The sequence below is a fragment of the Streptomyces sp. NPDC056883 genome (assembly GCF_042788835.1).
In the GTDB taxonomy this organism is placed as follows: Bacteria; Actinomycetota; Actinomycetes; order Streptomycetales; family Streptomycetaceae; genus Streptomyces; species Streptomyces stoeckheimensis.
In genome coordinates this window covers 134,324-160,934 of the sequence record NZ_JBHUBS010000009.1, presented here as the reverse complement: position 1 = coordinate 160,934, position 26,611 = coordinate 134,324, and the positions used below count along the sequence as shown (strand labels likewise).

The following is a 26,611-nucleotide window of genomic DNA, read 5'->3' as shown; positions in this document are numbered from 1 at the left end:
AGAAAGTGTCACGCAGTTGCTTATCGAGCTGGTTCGGCCCCTGAGCGAGATCGTCCGGGCAAACGCCACCCGTCTGGGTGACAAGATCGCCTTCTCCGACGCGCATGGCAGCGTCTCCTACGCTGATCTGGACCGGGACACCTCCCGCCTCGCCGGGCACCTCGCCGCGCTCGGAGTGGAGCCCGGGGACCGGGTCGCGCTGTTCCTCGGCAGCTGCGTCGAGATGATCGAGAGCTACCTGGGGGTCGTCCGCGCGGCGGGGATCGGCGTGCCGCTCTCACCGGACTGCACGGAGGAGGAGCTGCGCCACTACCTCGTCGACAGCGGAGCGAAGGTCGTCATCACCCGGGCTGCCTACGCCGGTCAGGTGCGCCGGGCAGCGCAGGGCAGCGACGTCCGTGAAATCGTCGCGGTGGGGAGCGCGCCGGGGACCACGTCCTTCGCCGACCTGATCGGATCGGAACCCGACACCCCCGCCCGGGACAGTCTCGGACTCGACGACCCGGCCTGGATGCTCTACACGTCGGGCACCACCGGCCGGCCCAAGGGGGTCCTGTCCACCCAGCGCAGCTGCCTGTGGTCGGTCGGTTCCAGCTACCTGCCGATGGCCCGGCTCGAGGAGCAGGACCGCATCCTGTGGCCCCTGCCCCTGCACCACAGCCTGGCCCACTGCCTGTGCCTGCTCGGCGTGACCGTCGTCGGCGCCTCCGCGCACATCGTGAGCGGATTCGCCGCCGACGAAGTGCTCGACACTCTGAGCCGGGAGCCGTTCAGCATCCTGTCCGGCGTCCCTGCCATGTATCACCTGCTGATCGCCGAGGCCCGGGCACAGGCCCGTGAGGTCCGGGGCCTGCGGCTGGCCCTCGTCGCCGGTGCCGTCACCTCCGACACCCTGCGCGAGGAAATCGAGGAGACGCTCGGCGTCGTCGTGCTCAACACCTACGGCAGCACCGAGACGTGCGGGCCGATCACCATGAGCAGCCTCGACGAGCCCGCGCCGGCCGGGTCCTGCGGCCGGCCGGTCCCCGGTCTCGACGTACGTCTGGTGGATCCCGTCGCCCTCCGCGACGTCGGCACCGGCGAGGAGGGCGAAGTCTGGGTCCGGGGGCCGGGCCTGATGCTCGGCTACCACGACGCCCCGGCCGAGACCGAGGGCAGGTTCAGCGACGGCTGGTACCGCACCGGCGACCTGGCCCGCAGCGACCAGGAGGGCTTCTTCCGGATCACCGGCCGGATCAAGGAACTCATCATCCGGGGCGCGGTCAACATCCACCCCGGCGAGATCGACGAGGCCATCCGGCCGGTGCCGGGGGTGATGGACGTCGCGGCCGCCGGCAAGAGCGACGACGTCCTCGGTGAGGTGCCGGTCGCCTTCCTGGTCGCCGGTGACGGCGGCCTCGAACCCGGCCGGGTCCTGTCCCGATGCCGCGAACTGCTGTCGGTCCACAAGATCCCCGAGGAGCTGTACGAGACGCAGCACATCCCGCGGACGGGCTCGGGCAAGATCGCCCGCCATCTCCTCGCAGACACCCCCGCCCGGCTCCTGGCCGTCAACCACACCGGCCGGGCGACAGCGGCCACGCGCATTCCGGGCGCGGACGGGGAAGAGACGACGCTGCCCCTCGGTCGGAGCGGGACCCGCGCCGGCGCCCCGAACCCGTGGTTCGGGCCGTCCGACACCGTGATGATCTCGGGCGCCGCCACGACGCTCGGGGCGGCGGTGGCGGACCTGCTCGCCGACCGGTACTCCGTGCGCCGGCTCGTGCTCGTGGACACCGCTGAGCACCGGGACCTCCTCGGCATGCTCGCCGACGGCATCGGCCGGCGGACCGGCATCGAGGTCATCCTGGGATCCGCCGACACGCCGGACGCCGAGATCACGGGCCTCGTCCACATCGAGGACCCCGCCCGCGGCGCGGCGCCTGACGGCGAGGACCTGGTGACCGCGTCGTCGGCGCGAACTGTCGTCCTCTGCGCCGGTGCGGTCTCGCAGCCCTTCGACGTGCTCGCGCGCCGTCACGACTCAGCGGACCGGCGCGTCCTGTCCCTGACGTGCGACGGCTGGGCGGTCACCGGCGGCTTCTTGCGCACGGGCCTGTCGGATCCGTGGTCGGCGGCCGAGCTCGCCGGGGCGTTCGACTCCGCCGTCCGTTCCTCGGGCACCACGATGGCGATCACCGAGGTCGTGCCGCAGGACGACCGGCTCGCCGTGGCCGGTGCGACCGAGTTCTTGCGCGACCTGATCTACCGTGAGGTGGCTTCGACCGTCGGGGACGAGGTGTTCGACCGGCAGCGGCCGTTCAAGGACCTCGGCCTGGACTCGGCCCGTGCCGTCGCCCTCCGCAATCGGCTCGCCTCGCTGACCGGGCTGAACCTTTCGGTCTCGGCACTGTTCGACCACCCCACCCCGTCGGCTCTGGCCGACTTCCTGTCCGCCCAGGTGGCAGGGGAAACGCCCGCACTCGCGGCCACCCCCATGGCCGCGACGACGGACGAGCCGGTGGCGATCGTGGGTCTGGGCGTGCGGCTGCCCGGAGGCGTGGACAGCCCGGCCGCCTTGTGGGACCTGCTGTCGTCGGCTGCGGACGTGGTGGGTGAGTTCCCCACCGACCGGGGTTGGGACCTCGACGGCTTGTTCGACTCGGCCCCGGACGCGGTAGGCGTCTCGCACGCGCGTGAGGGCGGGTTCCTCACCGACGCGGCGGGGTTCGACGCGGGGTTCTTCGGGATCAGTCCGCGTGAGGCGTTGGCGATGGATCCGCAGCAGCGTCTGCTGCTGGAGACGTCGTGGGAGGCGCTGGAACACGCCGGGATCGACCCGTCCTCGCTGCACGGCCGGGACGTCGGCGTCTACACCGGACTGATCGCCAACGACTACCAGTCCGCCGCGGACGCGGTGGTGCCGATTCCGGAGCTGGACGGGTACCGGTCGACTGGTGACGCGCACAGTGTGGCGTCGGGGCGCATCTCCTACGTGCTGGGTCTTGAGGGTCCGGCGGTGAGCGTCGACACGGCGTGCTCGTCGTCATTGGTGGCGTTGCATCTGGCCGTTCAGGCGTTGCGCGCGGGTGAATGCTCGATGGCGCTGGCCGGTGGCGCGACCGTGATGGCCACTCCCGAGACCTTCGTGGAGTTCTCCAGGTTGCAGGGCATGGCCCTTGACGGCCGGTGCAAGGCGTTCTCGGACTCTGCGGATGGCATGGGCTGGGCCGAGGGCGCGGGGATGCTGGTCCTGGAGCGGCTGTCGGATGCGCAGCGGCTCGGGCATGAGGTGCTGGCGGTGGTCCGGGGCAGTGCGATCAACCAGGACGGTGCGTCCAACGGGCTCACGGCTCCGAATGGTCCGTCGCAGCAGAGGGTGATCCGTCAGGCGTTGGCGAGTGCTGGACTTGCTGCGGCTGAGGTCGACGCGGTCGAGGCCCACGGCACGGGGACCACTCTGGGTGACCCGATCGAGGCGCAGGCGCTGCTTGCGGTGTACGGCGATCGTGGTGAGCAGGGTGAGCCGTTGTGGTTGGGGTCGGTGAAGTCGAACATCGGCCACACCCAGGCCGCGTCGGGTGTCACCGGTGTCGCCAAGATGATTCTGGCGATGCGGCACGGTCTTCTGCCCCGGACTCTGCACGCTGAGACGCCTTCGTCGAAGGTCGACTGGAGCGTGGGGAACGTCCAAGTGCTGGCCGAAGAACGCGAATGGCCGCAGACCGGCCGTCCGCGCCGCGCCGGCGTGTCCTCCTTCGGTATCAGCGGTACCAACGCCCACGTCATCCTCGAACAGGCCCCGGACGCTCCTGCGACGCCGGACGTGCTTGCCGAGCCGGTCTCGGACTCGTCGGGTGTGGTGCCGTTGGTGGTGTCGGCGCGGTCGCCGGAGGGTTTGCGGGCTGCTGCGGGGCAGTTGGCTGACTTCCTGGAGCAGCAGCCTGCGTCGGGCTTGGCTGACCTGGAGCAGGTCGGTCGGGCGTTGTTGACGTCTCGTTCGGTGTGGGAGTTCCGGGCTGCGGTTGTGGCCGCGGATCGGGACGAAGCCGTGGCGGGGCTGCGTGCCGTGGCGGCCGGGGACGCGGGGTCCTCGGGGGCGGCCGGCATGGGCCGGGTGGTGTTCACGTTCGCTGGGCAGGGTGCTCAGCGGGCGGGGATGGGCCGGGATCTGTGTGAGGCGTTCCCGGTGTTCGCTGCTGCGTTTGATGAGGTGTGTGCGGCGCTGGACGCCGAGTTGGGCGGGGTGGCGGGGTTCCCTCTTCGTGAGGTTGCGTTCGCTGATGCGGGTTCGGATCTGGCGGGTCTGCTGGATCAGACGATGTATACGCAGTCGGTGTTGTTCGCGTTCGAGGTTGCGCTGTGGCGTCTGGTGGAGTCGTGGGGCGTTCGTGCGGATGCGCTGGTCGGTCATTCGATTGGTGAGCTGGCTGCGGCGTTCGTGGCTGGTGTGTGGTCTCTGGAGGATGCCGCTCGGGTGGTGGCTGCCAGGGCTCGCCTGATGCAGTCGCTTCCGGCCGGCGGCGGAATGGCGTCGCTGGCTACGGGTGAAGAGCAGGTCGCGGAGCTGCTTGCCGGTCGCACCGGTGTGTGGGTCGCTGCGGTGAACGGGCCGCGCGCGGTCACGGTTTCAGGTGAGCAGGCGGCTGTTGAAGAGGTCGTCGCGCTCGCGGTGGCGGGCGGGATCCGGGCGCGGCTGCTGTCGGTCAGTCATGCCTTCCACTCGCCTCTCATGGATCCGATGCTGGAGGAGTTCGGCTCCGTGGCGGCTGGCGTCTCCTACCGGGAGCCGTCGGCGGCCGGACGGCGGGAGTGGATGTCGCCGGAGTACTGGGTCCGACAGGTCCGTGAACCGGTCCGCTACGCCGATGCGCTCACCGAAGCCCGGGGCGACTTCCTGGTCGAGATCGGTCCGGATGGGAGTCTGACGTCTCTCGCCCGGTCCAGTGACCACGCGGTTGCGGCGGTTGCGTTCTCGCGTCGGAAGCAGCCCGAGGTGGCTGCTGCCGTTGGTGGGCTGGCGGAGTTGTGGTCTGTTGGCGGGCCTGTTGCCCAGACGGCCTTGGCTGCGCTGATTCCCGGCGCCCAGGTGTCGGGCCGTGTCGTTCCGCTGCCGACTTATCCGTTCCAGCGCGACCGTTATTGGCTCACCCCCGCCGCTGCTTCTGGTCAGGTGGCGGGCGGGCATCCGCTGCTGGGCATGGTGGTGGAGGTGCCGGGTGGGGTGATGCTGACCGGGCGGGTGTCGCTGCATACGCATCCGTGGCTGGCCGACCACATGATCGCCGGTGCGGTCGTGGTCCCTGGCGCTGCTCTGGTCGAGCTCGCCATCAGCGCGGGAGACCGGATCGACTGCCCCGTCGTGGATGAGCTCATCATCCATGCTCCTTTGCCGGTCCCCGCGTCCGGCAGCGTCGAAATCCAGGTTCACGTCACCGAGCAGCCGGACCCCAGTGGCCGTCGGCAGGTCCTCATTCGCTCCCGCCTGTCCGGGGCAGAACAATGGCGATCCAACGCCGAAGGCTTCCTCGCACCCGTCGCCGCGGCTGCCGGCACCGACGACCTGCGAGCCTGGCCGCCGCCGGGAGCACGCCCGATTTCCGTTCAGGGCTTCTATGAGGACCTGGCCGGCCGTGGTTACGCGTATGGGCCGTCGTTCCAGGGTCTGACTGCGGCCTGGACCGTTGACGGGGTGTTGTTCGGTGAGGTTGCTCTTGCTGAGGGCTCCGAGATTGATGTGTCGGGGTACGGGATTCACCCCGCTCTTGTGGACGCTGCTCTTCATCTGTCGATGGCGGCGACTCCGCCGGGTGCTACTGACAGTGTGTTGATGCCGTTCGCGTGGAACCGCGTCGCTCTGCATGCGACCGGTGCCACAAGGCTTCGGGTCCGTGCGACCCAGAGCCCCGAGGGGCTGACGGTGGACCTGGCCGACACTGCCGGTGATCCGGTCCTGACCCTGGGAGCCCTGACCACACGGCCCGTCCTCGCCGCCGACCTCGCCGCCGCCGACGCGTCGGCCCGCGGCGCGCTGTTCACCGTCGACTGGACCCCCCTCGCCACCGGCCACACCCTGGCCGACGCGCCCGCCAGCGCCGTGATCGCAGACGGGGTCGACCTGCGATCGCTGGAACAGGACGTCCCGTCGTGGCTGATCCTCGATGCCGGGCAGACCGATGGAGCCGGAGAACTTGCGCGGGTGCGCGCGGAACTGGCGCGGGTGCTGGAGGTGCTGCAGGTCTTCACGACCGACCCGGCCTTCAAGGAAACCCGGCTGGCCGTGGTGGTCCGGGATGCGGGCAGTGACCCGGTAGCGTCTGCGATCGCCGGGCTGACCCGCTCGGCCCAGTCCGAGAACCCCGGCCGGATCCTGCTTGCCGACCTCGCCTCGGACGCGGCGGAACTCGTCGATCTGACGGGTCCGCTGGAGCAGGCCGCTGCCGAGGACGAATGGGAGATCCGGCTCCGGGACGGGCAGACCGAAGTCCCCCGGCTCACCCGGGCACCTCAAGCGGACTTCGCAGCCGGGGACCTGAGTGCGGGCTGCGTGGTGGTCACCGGAGGAACCGGGACCCTGGGCGGCCTCGTCGCCCGCCACCTCGTCGCCGAGCATGAGGTCCGGAGCCTGGTGCTGGTCTCACGGCAGGGCCTCGCCGCGCCCGGAGCCGCACAGCTGCAGGCGGAGTTGGAGGCCGCCGGCGCCCACGTGCAGATCGTCGCCGCTGATGTCGCCGACCGGGATCAGGCCGAGGCCCTGCTGGCCGCGGTGCCGGGGCCGCTCAGCGGGGTGATCCACACCGCTGGTGTGCTGGATGACGCCGTCCTGGGTGGGCTCACGGTAGAGCGGCTCGAGACCGTACTGCGTCCGAAGGCGGATGCGGCCACGCATCTGGACGAGCTGACGCGTGGGCTCGGGCTGGCGGCGTTCGTGCTGTTCTCCTCCGTTGCCGGGGTGATGGGTACTCCGGGACAGGGGAACTACGCGGCGGCAAACTGCTACCTCGACGCCCTGGCCACCCGTCGGCGGGCCGCCGGCGAGGCCGCGGTGTCCCTGGCCTGGGGCTATTGGGCATCGGCGAGCACGATGACCGAGCACCTCAGCCAGGCCGACCTGGCACGAATGAGCCGCACCGGGATGGGCGCGCTGGATCCCGAGCCGGGTATGGCGCTGCTGGATCAGGCTCTCACTTCCGGTCAGCCGACGCTGGTCCCGATGGTGCTGGACCTGGCGGTGCTGCGCCGCCACCACGGTCCGGTCCCCGCTCTGCTCCAGGCGCTGGCGGGGCCGCAGCGCCGCGCTGCCGCCTCCGGCACCGTCGGAGCGTTGCGAGCGACGCTGGCGGCGATGGGGCGGGAGGATCAGGTGGCCCATCTGGTCGGCCTGGTCCGCGCGGAGGCCGCTGTGATCCTGGGGGCCGCCGGTCAAGACCTGATCCGGGCCGACCAGGCGTTCAGCGACGCGGGGTTCGATTCACTGACCTCGGTCGAGCTGCGCAACCGTCTCACCGCTGTGACCGGAACACCCCTGCCCGCGACGCTGGTGTTCGACTACCCCACCCCCGCGGCGCTCGCTGACCACCTGTTCACCGAGCTGGCCGGTCTCACCCCGGCGCACGCGATCATCCCCGCCACGAAGATCGTCACAGACGAGCCCGTCGCCATCGTCGGTCTGGGACTGCGGCTGCCCGGAGGCGTGGACAGCCCGGCTGCCTTGTGGAACCTGCTGTCCTCGGGCATGGATGTGGTGGGGGAGTTCCCCACCGACCGGGGTTGGGACCTGGACGGCCTGTTCGACCCGGACCCTGAGGCTGCTGGGAAGTCCTATGTGCGTGAGGGCGGGTTCCTCACCGAAGCGACCGGGTTCGACCCGGGGTTCTTCGGGATCAGTCCGCGTGAGGCGCTGGCGATGGATCCGCAGCAGCGGTTGCTGCTGGAGACGTCGTGGGAGGCGCTTGAACACGCTGGGATCGACCCGACTTCCCTACGGGGCCGGCACGTGGGCGTCTACACCGGCCTGATCGCCAACGACTACCAGACCTCCGCCGACGCCGCGGCCGCACTTCCGGAGCTGGACGGATACCGGTCGACGGGTGCGATCTCAAGCGTGGCGTCGGGACGTATCTCGTATGTGCTGGGCGTGGAGGGCCCGGCGGTGAGCGTCGACACGGCGTGCTCGTCGTCGCTGGTGGCTTTGCACCTGGCCGCTCAGGCGTTGCGTGCGGGCGAGTGCTCGATGGCCCTGGCGGGTGGCGTGACGGTGCTCGCGCATCCGGGCGTGTTCGTCGAGTTCTCCCGGCTCCGCGGTGTCGCCGCCGACGGCCGCTGCAAGGCGTTCTCGGACTCTGCGGATGGCATGGGCTGGGCCGAGGGCGCGGGGATGCTGGTCCTGGAGCGGCTGTCGGATGCGCAGCGGCTCGGGCATGAGGTGCTGGCGGTGGTCCGGGGCAGTGCGATCAACCAGGACGGTGCGTCCAACGGGCTCACGGCTCCGAATGGTCCGTCGCAGCAGAGGGTGATCCGTCAGGCGTTGGCGAGTGCTGGACTTGCTGCGGCTGAGGTCGACGCGGTCGAGGCGCATGGCACGGGGACCACTCTGGGTGACCCGATCGAGGCGCAGGCGCTGCTTGCGGTGTACGGCGATCGTGGTGAGCAGGGTGAGCCGTTGTGGTTGGGGTCGGTGAAGTCGAACATCGGCCACACCCAGGCCGCGTCGGGTGTCACCGGTGTCGCCAAGATGGTCCTGGCGATGCGGCACGGCGTTCTGCCCCGGACCCTGCATGCCGAGACGCCTTCGTCGAAGGTGGATTGGTCGGTCGGTGATGTGCGGGTCCTGACCGAGGAGCGGGAGTGGCCCGCGACCGGGCGTCCGCGCCGCGCCGGCGTGTCCTCCTTCGGCGTCAGCGGTACCAACGCCCACGTCATCCTCGAACAGGCCCCCGACACCCCTGGCAGCACGGACGTGGCTGTCGAGTCCCCCTCGGACACGTCGGGTGTGGTGCCGTTGGTGGTGTCGGCGCGGTCGCCGGAGGGCCTGCGGGCGGCGGCGGGACGGTTGGCTGATGTCCTGGCCCTCGAACCTGACCTGGAGCAGGTCGGTCGGGCGTTGTTGACGTCTCGTTCGGTGTGGGAGTTCCGGGCTGCGGTCGTGGCCGCGGATCGGGACGAAGCCGTGGCGGGGCTGCGTGCCGTGGCGGCCGGGGACGCGGGGTCCTCGGGGGCGGCCGGCATGGGCCGGGTGGTGTTCACGTTCGCTGGGCAGGGTGCTCAGCGGGCGGGGATGGGCCGGGATCTGTGTGCTGAGTTCCCGGTGTTCGCTGCTGCATTTGATGAGGTGTGTGCGGCGCTGGATGCGGAGCTGGGTGCAGCGGCGCTGAGTTCGGTGCGTGAGGTTGCGTTCGCTGAGCCGGGTTCGGATCTGGCGGGTCTGCTGGATCAGACGATGTATACGCAGTCGGTGTTGTTCGCGTTCGAGGTTGCGCTGTGGCGTCTGGTGGAGTCGTGGGGCGTTCGTGCGGATGCGCTGGTCGGTCATTCGATTGGTGAGCTGGCTGCGGCGTTCGTGGCTGGTGTGTGGTCTCTGGAAGACGCGGCTCGGGTGGTGGCTGCCAGGGCTCGCCTGATGCAGTCGCTTCCGGCCGGCGGCGGAATGGCGTCGCTGGCTACGGGTGAAGAGCAGGTCGCGGAGCTGCTTGCCGGTCGCACCGGTGTGTGGGTCGCTGCGGTGAACGGGCCGCGCGCGGTCACGGTGTCCGGAGAGCAGGCGGCTGTTGAAGAGGTCGTCGCGCTCGCGGTGGCGGGCGGGATCCGGGCGCGGCTGCTGTCGGTCAGTCATGCCTTCCACTCGCCTCTCATGGATCCGATGTTGGAGGAGTTCCGCTCCGTGGCGGCTGGCGTCTCCTATCGGGAGCCGTCGGCGGCCGGGCGGCAGGAGTGGATGTCGCCGGAGTACTGGGTTCGGCAGGTCCGTGAACCGGTCCATTACGCCGACGCCTTGGCTGAAGCCATCGCCAGCACCGGTGCGGGGTTCGTCGTCGAGATCGGTCCGGACGGGAGTCTCACCTCGTTGGCCCGGTCCGGCGACCACTCGGTTGCGGCGGTTGCGTTCTCGCGTCGGAAGCAGCCCGAGGTGGCTGCTGCCGTTGCTGGGCTGGCGGAGTTGTGGTCTGTTGGCGGGCCTGTTGCCCAGACGGCCTTGGCTGCGCTGATTCCCGGCGCCCAGGTGTCGGGCCGGGTCGTTCCGCTGCCGACTTATCCGTTCCAGCGCGATCGTTATTGGCTCACCCCCGCCGCCGCTTCTGGTCAGGTGGCGGGCGGGCATCCGCTGCTGGGCATGGTGGTGGAGGTGCCGGGTGGGGTGATGCTGACCGGGCGGGTGTCGCTGCATACGCATCCGTGGCTGGCCGACCACATGATCGCCGGTGCGGTCGTGGTCCCTGGCGCTGCTCTGGTCGAGCTCGCCATCAGCGCGGGAGACCGGATCGACTGCCCCGTCGTGGATGAGCTCATCATCCATGCTCCCTTGCCGGTCCCCGCATCCGGCAGCGTCGAAATCCAGGTCCACGTCACCGACACCGACGCCACTGGACGTCATCCGGTGACGGTGAGTTCACGTCCGACAGGCGCGCAGGACTGGCGGCGAAACGCCGAGGGTTTCCTCACCGCGACCGTGAGTGCGGCCGATCAGACCGGCACGGCGATTTCGGGAACGTGGCCGCCGCCGGGAGCACGCCCGATTTCCGTTCAGGGCTTCTATGAGGACCTGGCCGGCCGTGGTTACGCGTATGGGCCGTCGTTCCAGGGTCTGACTGCGGCCTGGACCGTTGACGGGGTGTTGTTCGGTGAGGTTGCTCTTGCTGAGGACTCCGAGATTGATGTGTCGGGGTACGGGATTCATCCCGCTCTTGTGGACGCTGCTCTTCATCTGTCGATGGCGGCGACTCCGCCGGGTGCTACTGACAGTGTGTTGATGCCGTTCGCGTGGAACCGCGTCGCTCTGCATGCGACCGGTGCCACAAGGCTTCGGGTCCGTGCGACCCAGAGCCCCGAGGGGCTGACGGTGGACCTGGCCGACACTGCCGGTGATCCGGTCCTGACCCTGGGAGCCCTGACCACACGGCCCGTCCTCGCCGCCGACCTCGCCGCCGCCGGCACCGGGGGCGGGGGTGCCGAACCGCTGATGCTGGCGGTCGACTGGACCCCGCTCCCCGTCCCGGCCCTCGGTGACACCGCCACCCCGGCCACCGGGACGGTGGACGGGGAGATCGGCGTGGTGATCACGGACGCGGCAAGCCTGGAGGCGCTGGGTGCGGAGGCACCGGAGTGGCTGATCCTGGAGACGGACCCGCTGATCGCCTATGCCGCTGAGTCCAGCGCTGTCCCCGGCGCGGATGAGCCGGCGCGGGTGCGTGTGGTGCTGGCACGGGTACTGGAGGTGCTGCAGGCCTTCACGACCGACCCGGCCTTCAAGGAAACCCGGCTGGCCGTGGCGGTTCGGGATGCGGGCAGCGACCCGGTCGCGTCCGCTGTCGCCGGGCTGACCCGCTCGGCCCAGTCCGAGAACCCCGGCCGGATCCTGCTCGCCGATCTCGGCCGGCCGGACCCCGGCACGGACGCCGCGGCACTCGCGCATCTCGCGGGATCGTTCGGAACCGCCGCGGCGGCGGACAAGTGGGAGATCAGGCTCCAGGACGGGCAGATCGAAACCCCGAGGCTGATGCGGGCCGCTGACGACCGGCTGGAGCTGCCGGCCGATCCGTGGGTGCTGTCGGCGTCGGCGGCATCGACGGTCGAGGAGCTGGCGGCGGTTCCGTGGCCGGCGGCGTCCGAGCGGCTGGAGGCGGGGCAGGTCCGGGTCGGGATCCGCGCCAGTGGCGTGAACTTCCGCGATGTCCTCGTCACGCTGGGCATGATCCCTCCGATCGCCGGCGCCGGCCTGCGGCTCGGTGGCGAGTGCGCGGGCGTCGTCCTGGAGACCGGACCCGGGGTAGTGGATCTGGTCCCCGGAGACGAAGTCACCGGTATCGGCATGGTGATCGGACCGACGGCGGTCGTGGATCACCGGTACCTGGTGAAGGTCCCGTGCGGCTGGACCCCCGAACAAGCGGCCTCGATGCCGGTCGCGTTCATGACCGCCTGGTACGCCTTCACCGAACTGGCCACCGTCGGAGCCGGAGACACCGTCCTGGTCCACGCCGGTGCCGGAGGCGTCGGCATGGCCGCCATCCAGCTCGCTCAGCACCTCGGCGCCGAAGTCTTCGCCACCGCCAGCCCCGCCAAGCACGACCTCCTGCGGAGTCTCGGACTCGACGAAGACCACATCGCCAGCTCCCGCGACGGCGACTTCGAACAGCGATTCCTCACCGTCAGCGGCGGACGCGGCATGGACGTGGTGCTGAACTCCCTCGCCGGTGAACTGACGGACGCGTCCCTGCGGCTCCTGCCCAGAGGCGGCCTGTTCCTCGAAATGGGCGCCACCGACGCCCGCCGCCAGGACGAGACCGAAGCCGCGTACCCCGGCGTGGCGTACCGGGTGTTCTACCTACAGGAACTGGACCCGGCACTGATCCAGCGGATGCTGCTGGATCTGGCCCGGCTCTTCGAGGCCGGGCACCTGACCACGCTGCCGTTGACCGTCTGGGACGTCCGCGACGCTCGCGACGCCTTCCGTCACATGGCCCAGGCCAAGCACACCGGCAAGAACATTCTGCGGCTGAACTCCACGACCGGGACGGAGGGTCTGGCTGCGGGGTGTGTGGTGGTGACCGGTGGTACCGGGATGTTGGGTGGGCTGGTGGCCCGGCATCTGGTCGCCGCGCACGGGGTCCGGAGTCTGGTCCTGACCTCGCGGCAGGGTGGTGCTGCGCCGGGGGCTGATGATCTTCGGGCGGAGTTGGAAGCTGCTGGCGCCGAGGTGCGGATCGTCGCCTGTGACGTGGCCGATCGTGATCAGGTGGTGGACCTGCTGGCTGGGGTTCCGGGGCCGTTGAGCGGGGTGTTCCACACTTCCGGTGTCTTGGACGACACGGTCTTGGGCGGGCTCAGTCCGGAGCGGTTGGACACGGTGTTGCGTCCGAAGGCGGATGCGGCCACGCATCTTGACGAGCTGACGCGTGGGCTCGGGCTGGCGGCGTTCGTGGTGTTCTCCTCCGTCGCAGGGGTGACGGGCGGACCCGGACAGGGGAACTACGCGGCGGCGAACTGCTATCTCGACGCTTTGGCCGCCCGACGGCGGGCCGCCGGCGAGGCTGCGGTATCCCTGGCCTGGGGCTACTGGGCGCAGGCGAGCACGATGACCGAGCACTTGACCTCCGGTGATCTGGCTCGGATGAGCCGCGCCGGATTCGGCGCGCTGGACGCCGAAGAGGGCATGGCGTTGCTGGATCAGGCCCTCGTCTCCCAGCACCCGATGCTGGTTCCGATAGCGCTGGACCTGGCGGTCCTGCGTCGCCAGGACGGCCCGGTTCCTCCTTTGCTTCGGGCTTTGGCCGGGACTCAGCGTCGCGCTGCCGCTACCGGCGCTGTGGATGTGTTGCGGTCGACGTTGGCCGGGATGGCGGCGGGAGATCAGGTCGACTATCTGGCTGGGTTGGTGCGTGCTGAGGCGTCGGTCGTTCTCGGTGGTGCGGGTCGGGAACTGGTCCGGGTTGACCAGGCGTTCAATGACGCTGGCTTTGATTCGCTGACGTCGGTCGAGCTTCGTAATCGTCTGACCGCTCTGGCTGGGATGCCGTTGCCGGCGACGTTGGTGTTCGATTACCCGACTCCGTTGGCGCTGGCTGACTTCCTGCTGGGCGAGTTGGTTGGTGTTGCTCCCGCTCACGCCGTGATGCCCGTGGCCGCGACGGTCACGGATGAGCCGGTGGCGATCGTGGGCCTGGGCTTGCGGCTGCCCGGCGGTGTGGACGACCCCGCCGCCCTGTGGAACCTGCTGTCCTCGGGCATGGACATGGTGGGGGAGTTCCCCACCGACCGAGGCTGGGATCTGGGTGACCTGTACGACCCGGACCCTGAGGCCGCAGGGAAGTCCTATGTGCGTGAGGGCGGTTTCCTCACCGATGCGGCGGGGTTCGATGCGGGGTTCTTCGGGATCAGTCCGCGTGAGGCGCTGGCGATGGATCCGCAGCAGCGTCTGCTGCTGGAGACGTCGTGGGAGGCGCTGGAGCGTGCCGGGATCGACCCGACTTCGCTTCGGGGCGAGCGGGTTGGGGTCTATGCCGGACTGATCGCCAACGCCTACCTCGCTGCAACCGACACCCCGGACCTCGAGGGCTTCCGAGCCACCGGCACCACCCCGAGTGTGGCGTCGGGGCGTATCTCCTATGTGCTGGGTCTTGAGGGTCCGGCGGTGAGTGTGGACACGGCGTGTTCGTCGTCGCTGGTGGCGTTGCACCTGGCCGCTCAGGCGTTGCGTGCGGGTGAGTGCTCGATGGCGCTTGCCGGCGGCGTCACCGTGATGGCCAATCCAGAATCCTTCGTGGAGTTCTCCCGGCTCCGAAACATGGCCCTCAACGGCCGGTGCAAGGCCTTCTCGGACACCGCCGACGGTGTGGGCTGGGGCGAAGGCGCGGGGATGCTCGTGTTGGAGCGCCTGTCGGATGCGCGGCGGCTCGGGCATGAGGTCCTGGCCGTGGTCCGGGGCAGTGCGATCAACCAGGACGGCGCGTCCAACGGGCTCACGGCTCCCAATGGTCCGTCGCAGCAGAGGGTGATCCGTCAGGCGTTGGCGAGTGCCGGACTCGCTCCGGCTGAGGTCGACGCGGTCGAGGCCCACGGCACGGGGACCACTCTGGGTGACCCGATCGAGGCGCAGGCGCTGCTTGCGGTGTACGGCGATCGTGGTGAGCAGGGCGAACCGTTGTGGTTGGGGTCGGTGAAGTCGAACATCGGCCACACCCAGGCCGCGGCCGGCGTCGCCGGTGTCGCCAAGATGATTCTGGCGATGCGGCATGGCGTTCTGCCCCGGACTCTGCATGCCGAGACGCCTTCGTCGAAGGTGGATTGGTCGGTCGGTGATGTGCGGGTACTGGCCGAGGAGCGGGATTGGCCCGTGACCGGGCGTCCGCGCCGGGCGGGCGTGTCCTCGTTCGGGTTCAGCGGTACCAATGCCCACGTCATCCTCGAACAGGCCCCGGACGCTCCTGAGACGCCGGACGTGCTTGCCGAGCCGGTCTCGGACACGTCGGGTGTGGTGCCGTTGGTGGTGTCGGCGCGCTCGCCGGAGGGTTTGCGGGCGGCTGCCATGCAGCTGGCCGATTTCCTGGAACAGCAGCCTGTGTCGAACCTGGCTGATGTGAGCCGGGCGTTGCTGACGTCTCGTTCGGTGTGGGAGTTCCGGGCTGGAGTGGTGGCCGCGGAGCGGGATGAGGCGGTAGCGAAGCTCCGTGCGGTGGCTGCGGTGGAGCAGGCCGGTGTTGTGGATGCTGTCGTGGCCGGGACGTTGCGGCGTGACGAGGATGAGCCGGTCGGGTTCGTCCAGTCGCTGGTCGATGCGTGGGTGGCGGGTGGCCCCGTCTCCGTGGCCGAGCTCGCCGCTGCCATTCCGGGAGGCGCGGGGTCCCCGGGACGGTTCGTTGCGTTGCCGACGTATCCGTTCCAGCGGGATCGGTACTGGCTGGCTCCGAATGTGCATGGCCGGTCGGTAGCCGGCTTGGCGGGAGCTCGCTCATCAGGTCATGCGTTGCTGGATGCGGTGGTCGATGTTCCCGGTGGGGTGATGCTGGCCGGGAGCCTGTCGCTGGAGGCGCATCCGTGGCTGGCTGATCACGCGATTGCCGGCACCGTCGTGGTTCCGGGTGCTGGTCTGGTCGAGTTCGCGATCGCCGCGGGTGACCTGGTGGATTGCCCGGTTCTGGATGAGCTGGTGATTCAGGCGCCGTTGCGGATTCCGGCCTCGGGCGCGGTAGACGTTCAGGTTCATGTCGGGGAGACCGACGAGGCTGGGACACGGCCGGTGACGGTGAGTTCGCGTCCCTCGGGCAGAGAGGGATGGGAGCGTAACGCCGAGGGGTTCCTTGCTCCCGCCGCTGCTGCGGTTGTCCATGACGGTGCTGACGTGGGGGCCTGGCCGCCACCAGGAGCCGAACCGGTCTCGGTTGAGGACTTCTACGAACGCCTCGCCGACCTCGGCTACGTCTATGGGCCCGCGTTCCAGGGCCTGACCGCGGTCTGGACCCTTGACGGGGAGACGTTCGGCGTAGTCACCCTCCCTGAGAGCACCGATACGGCCGGGTACGGGATCCACCCGGCTCTCCTTGACGCTGCGCTGCACGTGTCCATGGCTGCGACGCCCTTGGGCGACACCGACACCGACACCGTGCAGATGCCGTTCGCGTGGAACCGCGTCGCTCTCCACGCCACCGGCGCCACCGCCCTTCGCGTCCGAGCCACCCCTGGTTCTGATGGACTGAGGGTGAACCTGGCTGACAGCGCCGGCGAGCCGGTTCTGACGCTGGAAGCTCTAGCCTCACGACCTTTCACCGCCACCGATCTCAATGCTCCCGACGCACCGCTGCGCCTGTCGGCTGGTCCTCAACGCCGCGACGCCGGGTCCGCGACCGGCCTGTCGGCGAAGCTGGCCGCAATGACACCGGAGGACCGGGACCGGTATGTGTTCGAGCTGGTCCGCGGCGAAGCGGCCGTCGTCCTCGGCGCTGCGGGCCAGGATCTGGTGCGGGCCGATCAGACCTTCGGCAACGCGGGATTCAACTCACTGGCCGCGGTCGAGTTCCGGAACCGGCTGATGGCCCTGACCGGGGTCAAGCTGCCGGCGACCTTGGTGTTCGACTATCCGACCCCGTCGGCGCTGGCCGACTTCCTGATCGCACAGTTGGCGGGCACCGTCGCCGTATCCGCGCCCGTCTCGACACCGGTTCAGGTAAACGAGCCGGTGGCGATCGTGGGGGTGGGGATGCGGCTGCCCGGCGGTGTGGACAGCCCGGCCGCGTTCTGGGAGCTGTTGTCCTCGGGCACGGATGCGGTGGTGGAGTTCCCGACCGATCGGGGTTGGGATCTGGAGGGCTTGTTCGGTTCGGATTCTGACCCCGCAGGGAGATCGTCTGCTCGTGTAGGGGGCTTCCTCGCCGATGCGGCGGGGTTCGATGCGGGGTTCTTCGGGATCAGTCCGCGTGAGGCGTTGGCGATGGATCCGCAGCAGCGGTTGCTGCTGGAGACGTCGTGGGAGGCGCTGGAGCGGGCGGGGATCGACCCGTCCTCGCTGCACGGCCGTGACGTCGGGGTCTACACCGGCATCATCGAGAACGACTTCCAGGCGGCGGCCGGCGCGGCCCGGGATATGGAGGGATACCGAGCCACCGGTGGCGCGCACAGTGTGGCGTCGGGGCGTATCTCCTACGTGCTGGGTCTTGAGGGTCCGGCAGTAAGTGTGGACACGGCGTGTTCGTCGTCGCTGGTGGCGTTGCACCTGGCCGCTCAGGCGTTGCGTGCGGGCGAGTGCTCGATGGCGCTTGCCGGCGGCGTGACCGTGATGGCGGGCCCAGGCATTTTCGTGGAGTTCTCCCGGCTCGGAAACATTGCCCTCAATGGCCGGTGCAAGGCGTTCTCGGATGAGGCGGACGGCATTGGCTTGGCCGAGGGCGCCGGGATGCTGGTCCTGGAGCGCCTGTCGGATGCGCGGCGGCTCGGGCATGAGGTCCTGGCCGTGGTCCGGGGCAGTGCGATCAACCAGGACGGAGCGTCGAATGGTTTGACGGCTCCGAATGGTCCGTCGCAGCAGAGGGTGATCCGTCAGGCGTTGGCGAGTGCCGGACTCGCTCCGGCTGAGGTCGACGCGGTGGAAGCGCACGGTACGGGGACCACTCTGGGTGACCCGATCGAGGCGCAGGCGCTGCTTGCGGTATATGGCGACCGCGGTGAGGGCGGTGAGCCGTTGTGGTTGGGGTCGGCGAAGTCGAACATCGGCCACGCCCAAGCCGCAGCAGGTGTGATCGGGATCGCCAAGATGATTCTGGCGATGCGGCACGGGGTCCTGCCCCGGACCCTGCACGCTGAGACGCCTTCGTCGACGGTGGACTGGTCGGTCGGGGATGTGCGGATCCTGACCGAGGAGCGTGACTGGCCGCAGACCGGGCGTCCGCGCCGGGCGGGCGTGTCCTCGTTCGGGTTCAGTGGTACCAACGCCCACGTCATCCTCGAACAAGCCCCGGACACTCCCGACATCCCGGCCAGCGCCGTCCCTGACTCGGACGAGCCTGCTGTCCTCGCTGCAGAAATGGATGCGGATGGTGTGCCGGTCTCCGAGGCACCAGTCGACACGGACGCTGAGGCGTCGGGTGTGGTGCCGTTGGTGGTGTCGGCGCGTTCGCCGGAGGGCCTGCGGGCTGCGGCCGGGCAGTTGGCTGACTTCCTGGAGCAGCAGCCTGTGTCGGGCTTGGCTGATGTGGGGCGTGCGTTGTTGACGTCTCGTTCGGTGTGGGAGTTCCGGGCTGGAGTGGTGGCCGCGGAGCGGGATGAGGTGATAGCGAAGCTCCGTGCGGTGGCTGCTTCTTCGGGTGAGGAGCAGGCGGCTCGTTCGGCGGGCCGGGTGGTGTTCACGTTCGCTGGGCAGGGTGCTCAGCGGACGGGGATGGGCCGGGACCTGTGCGAGGCGTTCCCGGTGTTCGCTGCTGCGTTTGATGAGGTGTGTGCGGCGCTGGACGCCGAGTTGGGCGGGGTGGCGGGGTTCCCTCTTCGTGAGGTGGCGTTCGCTGATGCGGGTTCGGATCTGGCGGGTCTGCTGGATCAGACGATGTATACGCAGTCGGTGTTGTTCGCGTTCGAGGTTGCGCTGTGGCGTCTGGTGGAGTCGTGGGGCGTTCGTGCGGATGCGCTGGTCGGTCATTCGATTGGTGAGCTGGCTGCGGCGTTCGTGGCTGGTGTGTGGTCTCTGGAGGATGCCGCTCGGGTGGTGGCTGCCAGGGCTCGCCTGATGCAGTCGCTTCCGGCCGGCGGCGGAATGGCGTCGCTGGCTGCGGGTGAAGAGCAGGTCGCGGAGCTGCTTGCCGGTCGCTCCGGTGTGTGGGTTGCTGCGGTGAACGGGCCGCGCGCGGTCACGGTTTCAGGTGAGCAGGCGGCTGTTGAAGAGGTCGTCGCGCTCGCGGTGGCGGGCGGGATCCGGGCGCGGCTGCTGTCGGTCAGTCATGCGTTCCACTCGCCTCTCATGGATCCGATGTTGGAGGAGTTCGGCTCCGTGGCGGCTGGCGTCTCCTATCGGGAGCCGTCGGCGGCCGGGCGGCAGGAGTGGATGTCGCCTGAGTACTGGGTTCGGCAGGTTCGTGAACCGGTCCATTACGCCGACGCCTTGGCTGAGGCCCGGGGCGACTTCCTGGTCGAGATCGGTCCGGATGGGAGTCTGACGAATCTCGCCCGGTCCGGCGACGACCCGGTTGCGGCGGTTGCGGTGTCGCGCCGGGATCAGCTGGAGTCGGTTGCGGTGGTCGCGGGACTCGTTGAACTCTGGGCTGCTGGCGGGCCGGTCACGCAGGCTGCTTTGGCTGCGTTGATTCCCGGCGCTGCCACTCCCGGTCGGGTCGTTCCGCTGCCTACCTATCCCTTCCAGCGGGACCGCTACTGGCTGGCGCCTGGTGTTGCCGGTATGGCTCAGGTGGCTGGTGGGCATCCGCTGCTGGGTCCGGTGGTGGAGGTTCCGGGTGGGGTGATGCTGGCGGGGCGGGTGTCGTTGAACACTCATCCGTGGCTGGCCGACCACAAGATCGCCGATGCTGTGATCGTTCCGGGTGCTGCGATTGTTGAGCTTGCGATCGCTGCGGGGGACCGGGTGGATTGTCCGGTGCTGGATGAGCTCGTCATCCATGCTCCGCTGCTGGTCCCGGCGTCCGGTGTTGTCGAGATTCAGGTGCATGTCACCGACGCCGGTGCCGACTCTGCTGGGCGTCGGCCGGTGATGGTGAGTTCGCGTCCGGTCGGGACGCAGGAATGGCAGCGGAACGCCGAGGGCTTCCTCACTCCCACCGCCGATGTCGCTGGAGTGCAGGCGATGGCGTCCGAGGCATGGCCGCCCTCGGGGGCGCGTCGGGTTTCTTTGGATGGTTTCTATGAGCGGCTGGTCGATTACGGCTATGGGTACGGGCCGCTGTTCCAGGGTCTGAGCGCGGTCTGGATGCGTGAGGGGGAGATGTTCGGCGAGGTCACCCTTCCCGAGGGTGCCGATGTCGACGGATACGGAATCCACCCCGCCCTCCTCGAGGCCGCCCTCCACCTGCCCACGGCCATCACTCCGCCTACCGGCGACACACTCATGCCGTTCGCGTGGAACCGGGTCACCCTCCACGCCACCGGAGCCACCACGCTTCGGATCCGGGCGACCACGGGTCCCGGCGGGTTGACGATGGACCTGGCCGACACGGCCGGCGAGCCGGTCCTGACCCTGGGAGCCCTCACCTCACGGCCCATCACCGCCACGGATCTCAATGCTCCCGTCGCCCCCGCCCGCGGCGCGATGTTCGCCGTCGACTGGACCCCCCTGTCCGGCAGCGGCGCAGGTGATGCGAGCCGGCCGAGTAGTGCTGTGTTCGTTGATGTGGTGGGTCTGGCGGCGCTGGGTGAGGATCTCCCGGCGTGGCTGGTTCTCGATGTGGATCCGCTGACGGCTGACTCTGAGTCGGACGAGTTGGTGCGGGTGCGTGTGGTGTTGGCGCGTGTGTTGGAGGTGTTGCAGGCGTTCACCTCTGGGTCGGCTCATCGCGATGCCCGGTTGGCGGTCGTGGTTCGGGGCGCGGATGGTGATCCGGTTGCGTCTGCGGTCGCCGGTCTGGTGCGTTCGGCCCAGTCGGAGAACCCCGGCCGGATCCTGCTGGCTGATCTCGGCTCTGGGGCTGCGGAGCATCCGGATCTGGTGGGTGCGCTGGAGCAGGCTGCTGCTGGTGGAGAGTGGGAGATTCGGCTGGGTGATGGCCTGGTCGAGGTCCCCCGGCTCGTCCGAGTCGTGGAAGAAGATCTCCTGGCTGGGGATCTGGCCGCGGGTTGTGTGGTGGTGACCGGTGGTACCGGGACGTTGGGCGGGCTGGTGGCCCGGCATCTCGTCGCCGCGCACGGCGTCCGGAACCTGATGCTGGTCTCACGGCGCGGCGCGGCTGCTGAAGGAGCCGCACGGTTGCGTTCCGAGCTGCAGGCCGCTGGGGCCCAGGTGCGGATCGTGGCCTGTGATGTGGCTGATCGTGATCAGGTTGCGGCGTTGCTCGCTGGAGCGTCGGCGCCGCTCAGCGGGGTGATTCATACCGCTGGCGTGCTGGATGACGCGGTTCTGGGCGGGCTCACTCCGAAGCGGTTGGACACGGTGCTGCGTCCGAAGGCGGATGCGGCCACGCATCTGGATGAGTTGACGCGTGGGCTCGGGCTGGCGGCGTTCGTGGTGTTCTCCTCTGGCGCGGGAGTGTTGGGTACTCCGGGGCAGGGGAACTACGCGGCGGCGAACTGCTATCTCGACGCGCTGGCCGCCCGACGGCGGGCCGCCGGCGAGGCTGCGGTGTCCCTGGCCTGGGGTTACTGGGCTGAGGCGAGCACGATCACTGGGAATCTGACCCAGGCTGATCTGGCTCGTATGGGCCGGGCCGGGATCGGCGCGCTCAGCGCTGAAGAGGGCACGGCGTTGCTGGACCAGGCGCTGGCCTCGCGGCATTCGACGTTGCTTCCGATGGTGCTGGATCTGGCGGTGCTGCGTCGTCAGGACGGGCCTGTTCCCGGTCTGCTGCGGGCTCTGGCCGGGCCCCAGCGCCGTATCGCCTCTGGTGCCGTGGATGTGTTGCGGTCGACGTTGGCTGGAATGGCGGCGGGAGATCAGGTCGACTATCTGGCTGGGTTGGTGCGTGCTGAGGCGTCGGTCGTTCTCGGCGGTGGGGGTCGGGAACTGGTCCGGGTTGACCAGGCGTTCAATGACGCTGGCTTTGATTCGCTGACGTCGGTCGAGCTTCGTAACCGGCTGACCGCTCTGGCTGGGATGCCGTTGCCGGCGACGTTGGTGTTCGATTACCCGACTCCGTTGGCGCTGGCTGACTTCCTGCTTGGCGAGCTGGTTGGCGTCATCCCCCGTGCCGTTGTCCCCGCGATGCCTGTGGCCGTGACGGATGACCCGGTGGCGGTCGTGGGTGTCGGGCTGCGGCTGCCCGGCGGCGTGGATGGTCTGGCGGCGTACTGGGAGTTGCTGTCCTCGGGCATGGATGTGGTGGGGGAGTTCCCCACCGACCGAGGCTGGGATCTGGGTGACCTGTACGACTCGGATCCCGATGCTGCTGGGAAGTCCTATGTGCGTGAGGGCGGTTTCCTCACCGATGCGGCGGGGTTCGATGCGGGGTTCTTCGGGATCAGTCCGCGTGAGGCGCTGGCGATGGATCCGCAGCAGCGTCTGCTGTTGGAGACGTCGTGGGAGGCGCTGGAGCGAGCCGGGATCGACCCGACTTCGCTGCGTGGTCGGGACGTGGGTGTCTACGCCGGACTGATCGCCAACGACTATCTCTCTGCCGCTGGAACGGTGCCTGAGACCGAGGGATACCGGGCGACGGGCGCGATTTCGAGTGTGGCGTCGGGACGTATCTCGTATGCGCTGGGTCTTGAGGGTCCGGCGGTGAGTGTGGACACGGCGTGTTCGTCGTCGCTGGTGGCTTTGCACCTGGCCGCTCAGGCGTTGCGTGCGGGCGAGTGCTCGATGGCGCTTGCCGGCGGCGTGACCGTGATGGCGCACCCGGGCGTATTCGTCGAGTTCTCCCGGCTCCGCGGTGTCGCCCCTGACGGCCGGTGTAGGGCGTTCTCGGATGAAGCGGACGGTGTGGGCTGGGGCGAAGGCGCGGGGATGCTGGTCCTGGAACGGCTGTCGGACGCCCAGCGCCTCGGGCATGAGGTCCTGGCGGTGGTCCGGGGCAGTGCGATCAACCAGGACGGCGCCTCCAACGGGCTCACGGCTCCGAATGGTCCGTCGCAGCAGAGGGTGATCCGTCAGGCGTTGGCGAGTGCCGGACTTGCTCCGGCTGAGGTCGACGCGGTGGAAGCGCATGGCACGGGGACCACTCTGGGTGACCCGATCGAGGCGCAGGCGCTGCTTGCGGTGTACGGCGATCGTGGTGAACAGGGCGAACCGTTGTGGTTGGGGTCGGTGAAGTCGAACATCGGCCACGCCCAGGCCGCGGCCGGCGTCGCCGGTGTCGCCAAGATGATTCTGGCGATGCGGCACGGTGTCCTGCCAAGGACTCTGCATGCCGAGACGCCTTCGTCGAAGGTGGATTGGTCGGTAGGTGATGTGCGGGTCCTGGCCGAGGAGCGGGATTGGCCCGTGACCGGGCGTCCGCGCCGGGCGGGGGTCTCCGCGTTCGGGTTCAGCGGTACCAACGCCCACGTCATCCTCGAACAAGCGCCGGACACTCCCGACATCACGGGTATGGCTGTTTCGGACGCACCGGTCGACACGGACGCTCTTGCGGTGCCGTTGGTGGTGTCGGCGCGCTCGCCGGAGGGCCTGCGGGCGGCTGCCGGGCAGTTGGCTGACTTCCTGGAGCAGCAGCCTGTGTCGGGCTTGGCTGATGTGGGGCGTGCGTTGTTGACGTCTCGTTCGGTGTGGGAATTCCGGGCCGGAGTGGTGGCCGCGGAGCGGGATGAAGCTGTGGCGAAACTCCGTGCGCTGGCTGCGGTGGACACCGGGTCTTCTGGTGTGGCCGGGGCCGGGCCGGTGGTGTTCACGTTCGCTGGGCAGGGTGCTCAGCGGGCGGGGATGGGCCGGGATCTGTGTGCTGAGTTCCCGGTGTTCGCTGCTGCATTTGATGAGGTGTGCGCGGCGCTGGATGCGGAGCTGGGTGCAGCGGCGCTGAGTTCGGTGCGTGAGGTTGCGTTCGCTGAGCCGGGTTCGGATCTGGCGGGTCTGCTGGATCAGACGATGTACACGCAGTCGGTGTTGTTCGCGTTCGAGGTTGCGCTGTGGCGTCTGGTGGAGTCGTGGGGCGTTCGTGCGGATGCGCTGGTCGGTCATTCGATTGGTGAGCTGGCTGCGGCGTTCGTGGCTGGTGTGTGGTCTCTGGAGGATGCCGCACGGGTGGTGGCTGCCAGGGCTCGCCTGATGCAGTCGCTTCCGGCCGGCGGCGGAATGGCCTCGCTGGCTACGGGTGAAGAGCAGGTCGCGGAGCTGCTTGCCGGTCGCACCGGTGTGTGGGTCGCTGCGGTGAACGGGCCGCGCGCGGTCACGGTTTCAGGTGAGCAGGCGGCTGTTGAAGAGGTCGTCGCGCTCGCGGTGGCGGGCGGGATCCGGGCGCGGCTGCTGTCGGTCAGTCATGCCTTCCACTCGCCTCTCATGGATCCGATGTTGGAGGAGTTCGGCTCCGTGGCGGCTGGCGTCTCCTATCGGGAGCCGTCGGCGGCCGGGCGGCAGGAGTGGATGTCGCCGGGGTACTGGGTCCGACAGGTTCGTGAACCGGTCCATTACGCCGACGCCCTCGCCAAGGCGCTCACCGAAGCCGGGAGCGGCGGTTTCCTGGTGGAGATCGGTCCGGATGGGAGTCTGACGAATCTCGCTCGGACCAGTGACCACCCGGTTGCGGCGGTCGCGTTCTCGCGTCGCGATCAGTTGGAGTCGGTTGCGGTGGTCGCGGGACTCGTTGAACTCTGGGCTGCTGGTGGGCCGGTCACGCAGGCTGCTTTGGCTGCGTTGATTCCCGGCGCTGCCACTCCCGGTCGGGTCGTTCCGCTGCCTACCTATCCCTTCCAGCGCGATCGCTACTGGCTCGCCCCCACCACCCACGTGGCCTCGTCCGCAGGTGGTGCCCAAGCCATGATGCTCGCCGTCGACTGGACCCCCCTGTCCGGCAGCGACGCAGGTGGTGCGAGCCGGCCGAGTAGTGCTGTGATCGCGGATGCGGCGGGTCTGAAGGCCTTCGCCGAGTACGTGCCGGCGTGGCTGGTTCTCGATGTGGATCCGCTCACGGCTGACTCTGAGTTGGATGAGTTGGTGCGGGTGCGTGTGGTGTTGGCCCGTGTGTTGGAGGTGTTGCAGGCGTTCACCTCCGGGTCGGCTCATCGCGATGCGCGGTTGGCGGTCGTGGTTCGGGGCGCGGATGGTGATCCGGTTGCGTCTGCGGTCGCTGGTCTGGTGCGTTCGGCGCAGTCGGAGAACCCCGGCCGGATCCTGCTGGCTGATCTTGGTGAGCGGGATCTCGGCGGGGACGTTGTAGAGCTCGCGGAGTTCGCGGGGACGTTCGGGCGTGCTGCGGCGGCGGATGAGTGGGAGATCCGGGTCCGGGACGGACAAGCCGAGATCCCCGGCTTCACTCGTACCGCGGATGTTCCCCTCGTGCCGCGTGCCGACGCCACCGAACCTGACGGCGCCGTCCGGGCCGCGGGTCTGGGTGCGGGTTGTGTGGTGGTGACCGGTGGTACCGGGACGTTGGGTGGGCTCGTGGCGCGGCATCTGGTTGCTGCGCATGGTGTTCGGAGTCTGGTTCTGGCGTCGCGTCAGGGTCCGGCTGCTGAAGGGGCTGCGCGGTTGCGTGCGGAGTTGGAGGCGGCTGGTGCGGATGTGCGGATCGTGGCGTGTGATGTCGCGGACCGGGCTCAAGCTCAGGCTTTGCTCGCCGAGGCACCGGTACCGCTGAGCGGTGTGATTCACACGGCCGGCGTGCTGGATGACGCGGTTTTGGGTGGGCTCACGCCGGAGCGGTTGGACACGGTGCTGCGTCCGAAGGCCGACGCGGCCACGCATCTGGACGAGTTGACGCGTGGGCTCGGCCTGGCGGCGTTCGTGGTGTTCTCCTCTGGCGCCGGGGTGATGGGTACTCCGGGGCAGGGGAACTACGCGGCGGCGAACTGCTACCTCGACGCTTTGGCCGCCCGTCGGCGGGCCGTCGGCGAGGCTGCGGTGTCCCTGGCCTGGGGCTACTGGGCTGAGGCGAGCACGATCACCGGGCATCTGACGGAGGCTGATCTGGCTCGGATGAGCCGGGCCGGGATCGGCGCGCTGGACGCCGCAGCGGGTATGGCATTGCTCGATCGGGCCCTCGTCTCCCAGCACCCGATGCTGGTTCCGATATCGTTGGACCTGGAGGTGCTGAGCCGTCAAGACGGCCCGGTCCCCGGCCTGCTGCGAGCACTGACGGGAACCCGGCACGCCGCCGACGGCGCTGGCGCCGTGGATGCACTGCGGGCGACGTTGGCCGGGATGGCGCCTGCGGATCAGGCCCTTCATCTGGCCGGGTTGGTGCGTGCTGAGGCCTCGGCCGTCCTCGGCGGTGCGGGTCGGGATCTGCTCCGGGTTGACCAGGCGTTCAATGACGCGGGCTTCGATTCGCTGACCTCGGTCGAGCTCCGTAACCGCCTGACCGCTCTGGCCGGGATGCCGTTGCCCGCGACGTTGGTGTTCGACTACCCGACGCCATTGGCGCTGGCCAACTACCTGCTCACCGAGCTCCCCGGCGACACGCGAGGACTCGATGCCACAGCGTCGCCATGGGATCTCCTGGAGCACCTGGAGACCAGCCTCCTCACCATCCCGGCCGACGACGACATGCGCCGCATGCTGAGCCTTCGTCTGAAGAAGACCCTGGCCAAGCTGACCGGCGAGAACGAGAAGACGAGTGGAGAGACCGACGTGACGGTGGCGACCGTGGACGAGCTCTTCGACCTGCTCGACGAAGAACTCGATCTCTGA

The 26,611-nt window shown here is 69.3% G+C and carries 1 protein-coding gene; it reads left to right on the top strand.

The features are described from left to right. The first annotated feature begins 16 nt into the window (after positions 1–16). Complete coding sequence (locus ACFRU2_RS22875; protein WP_382974917.1) at positions 17–26,611, top strand: SDR family NAD(P)-dependent oxidoreductase; 26,595 nt, start codon at positions 17–19, stop codon at positions 26,609–26,611.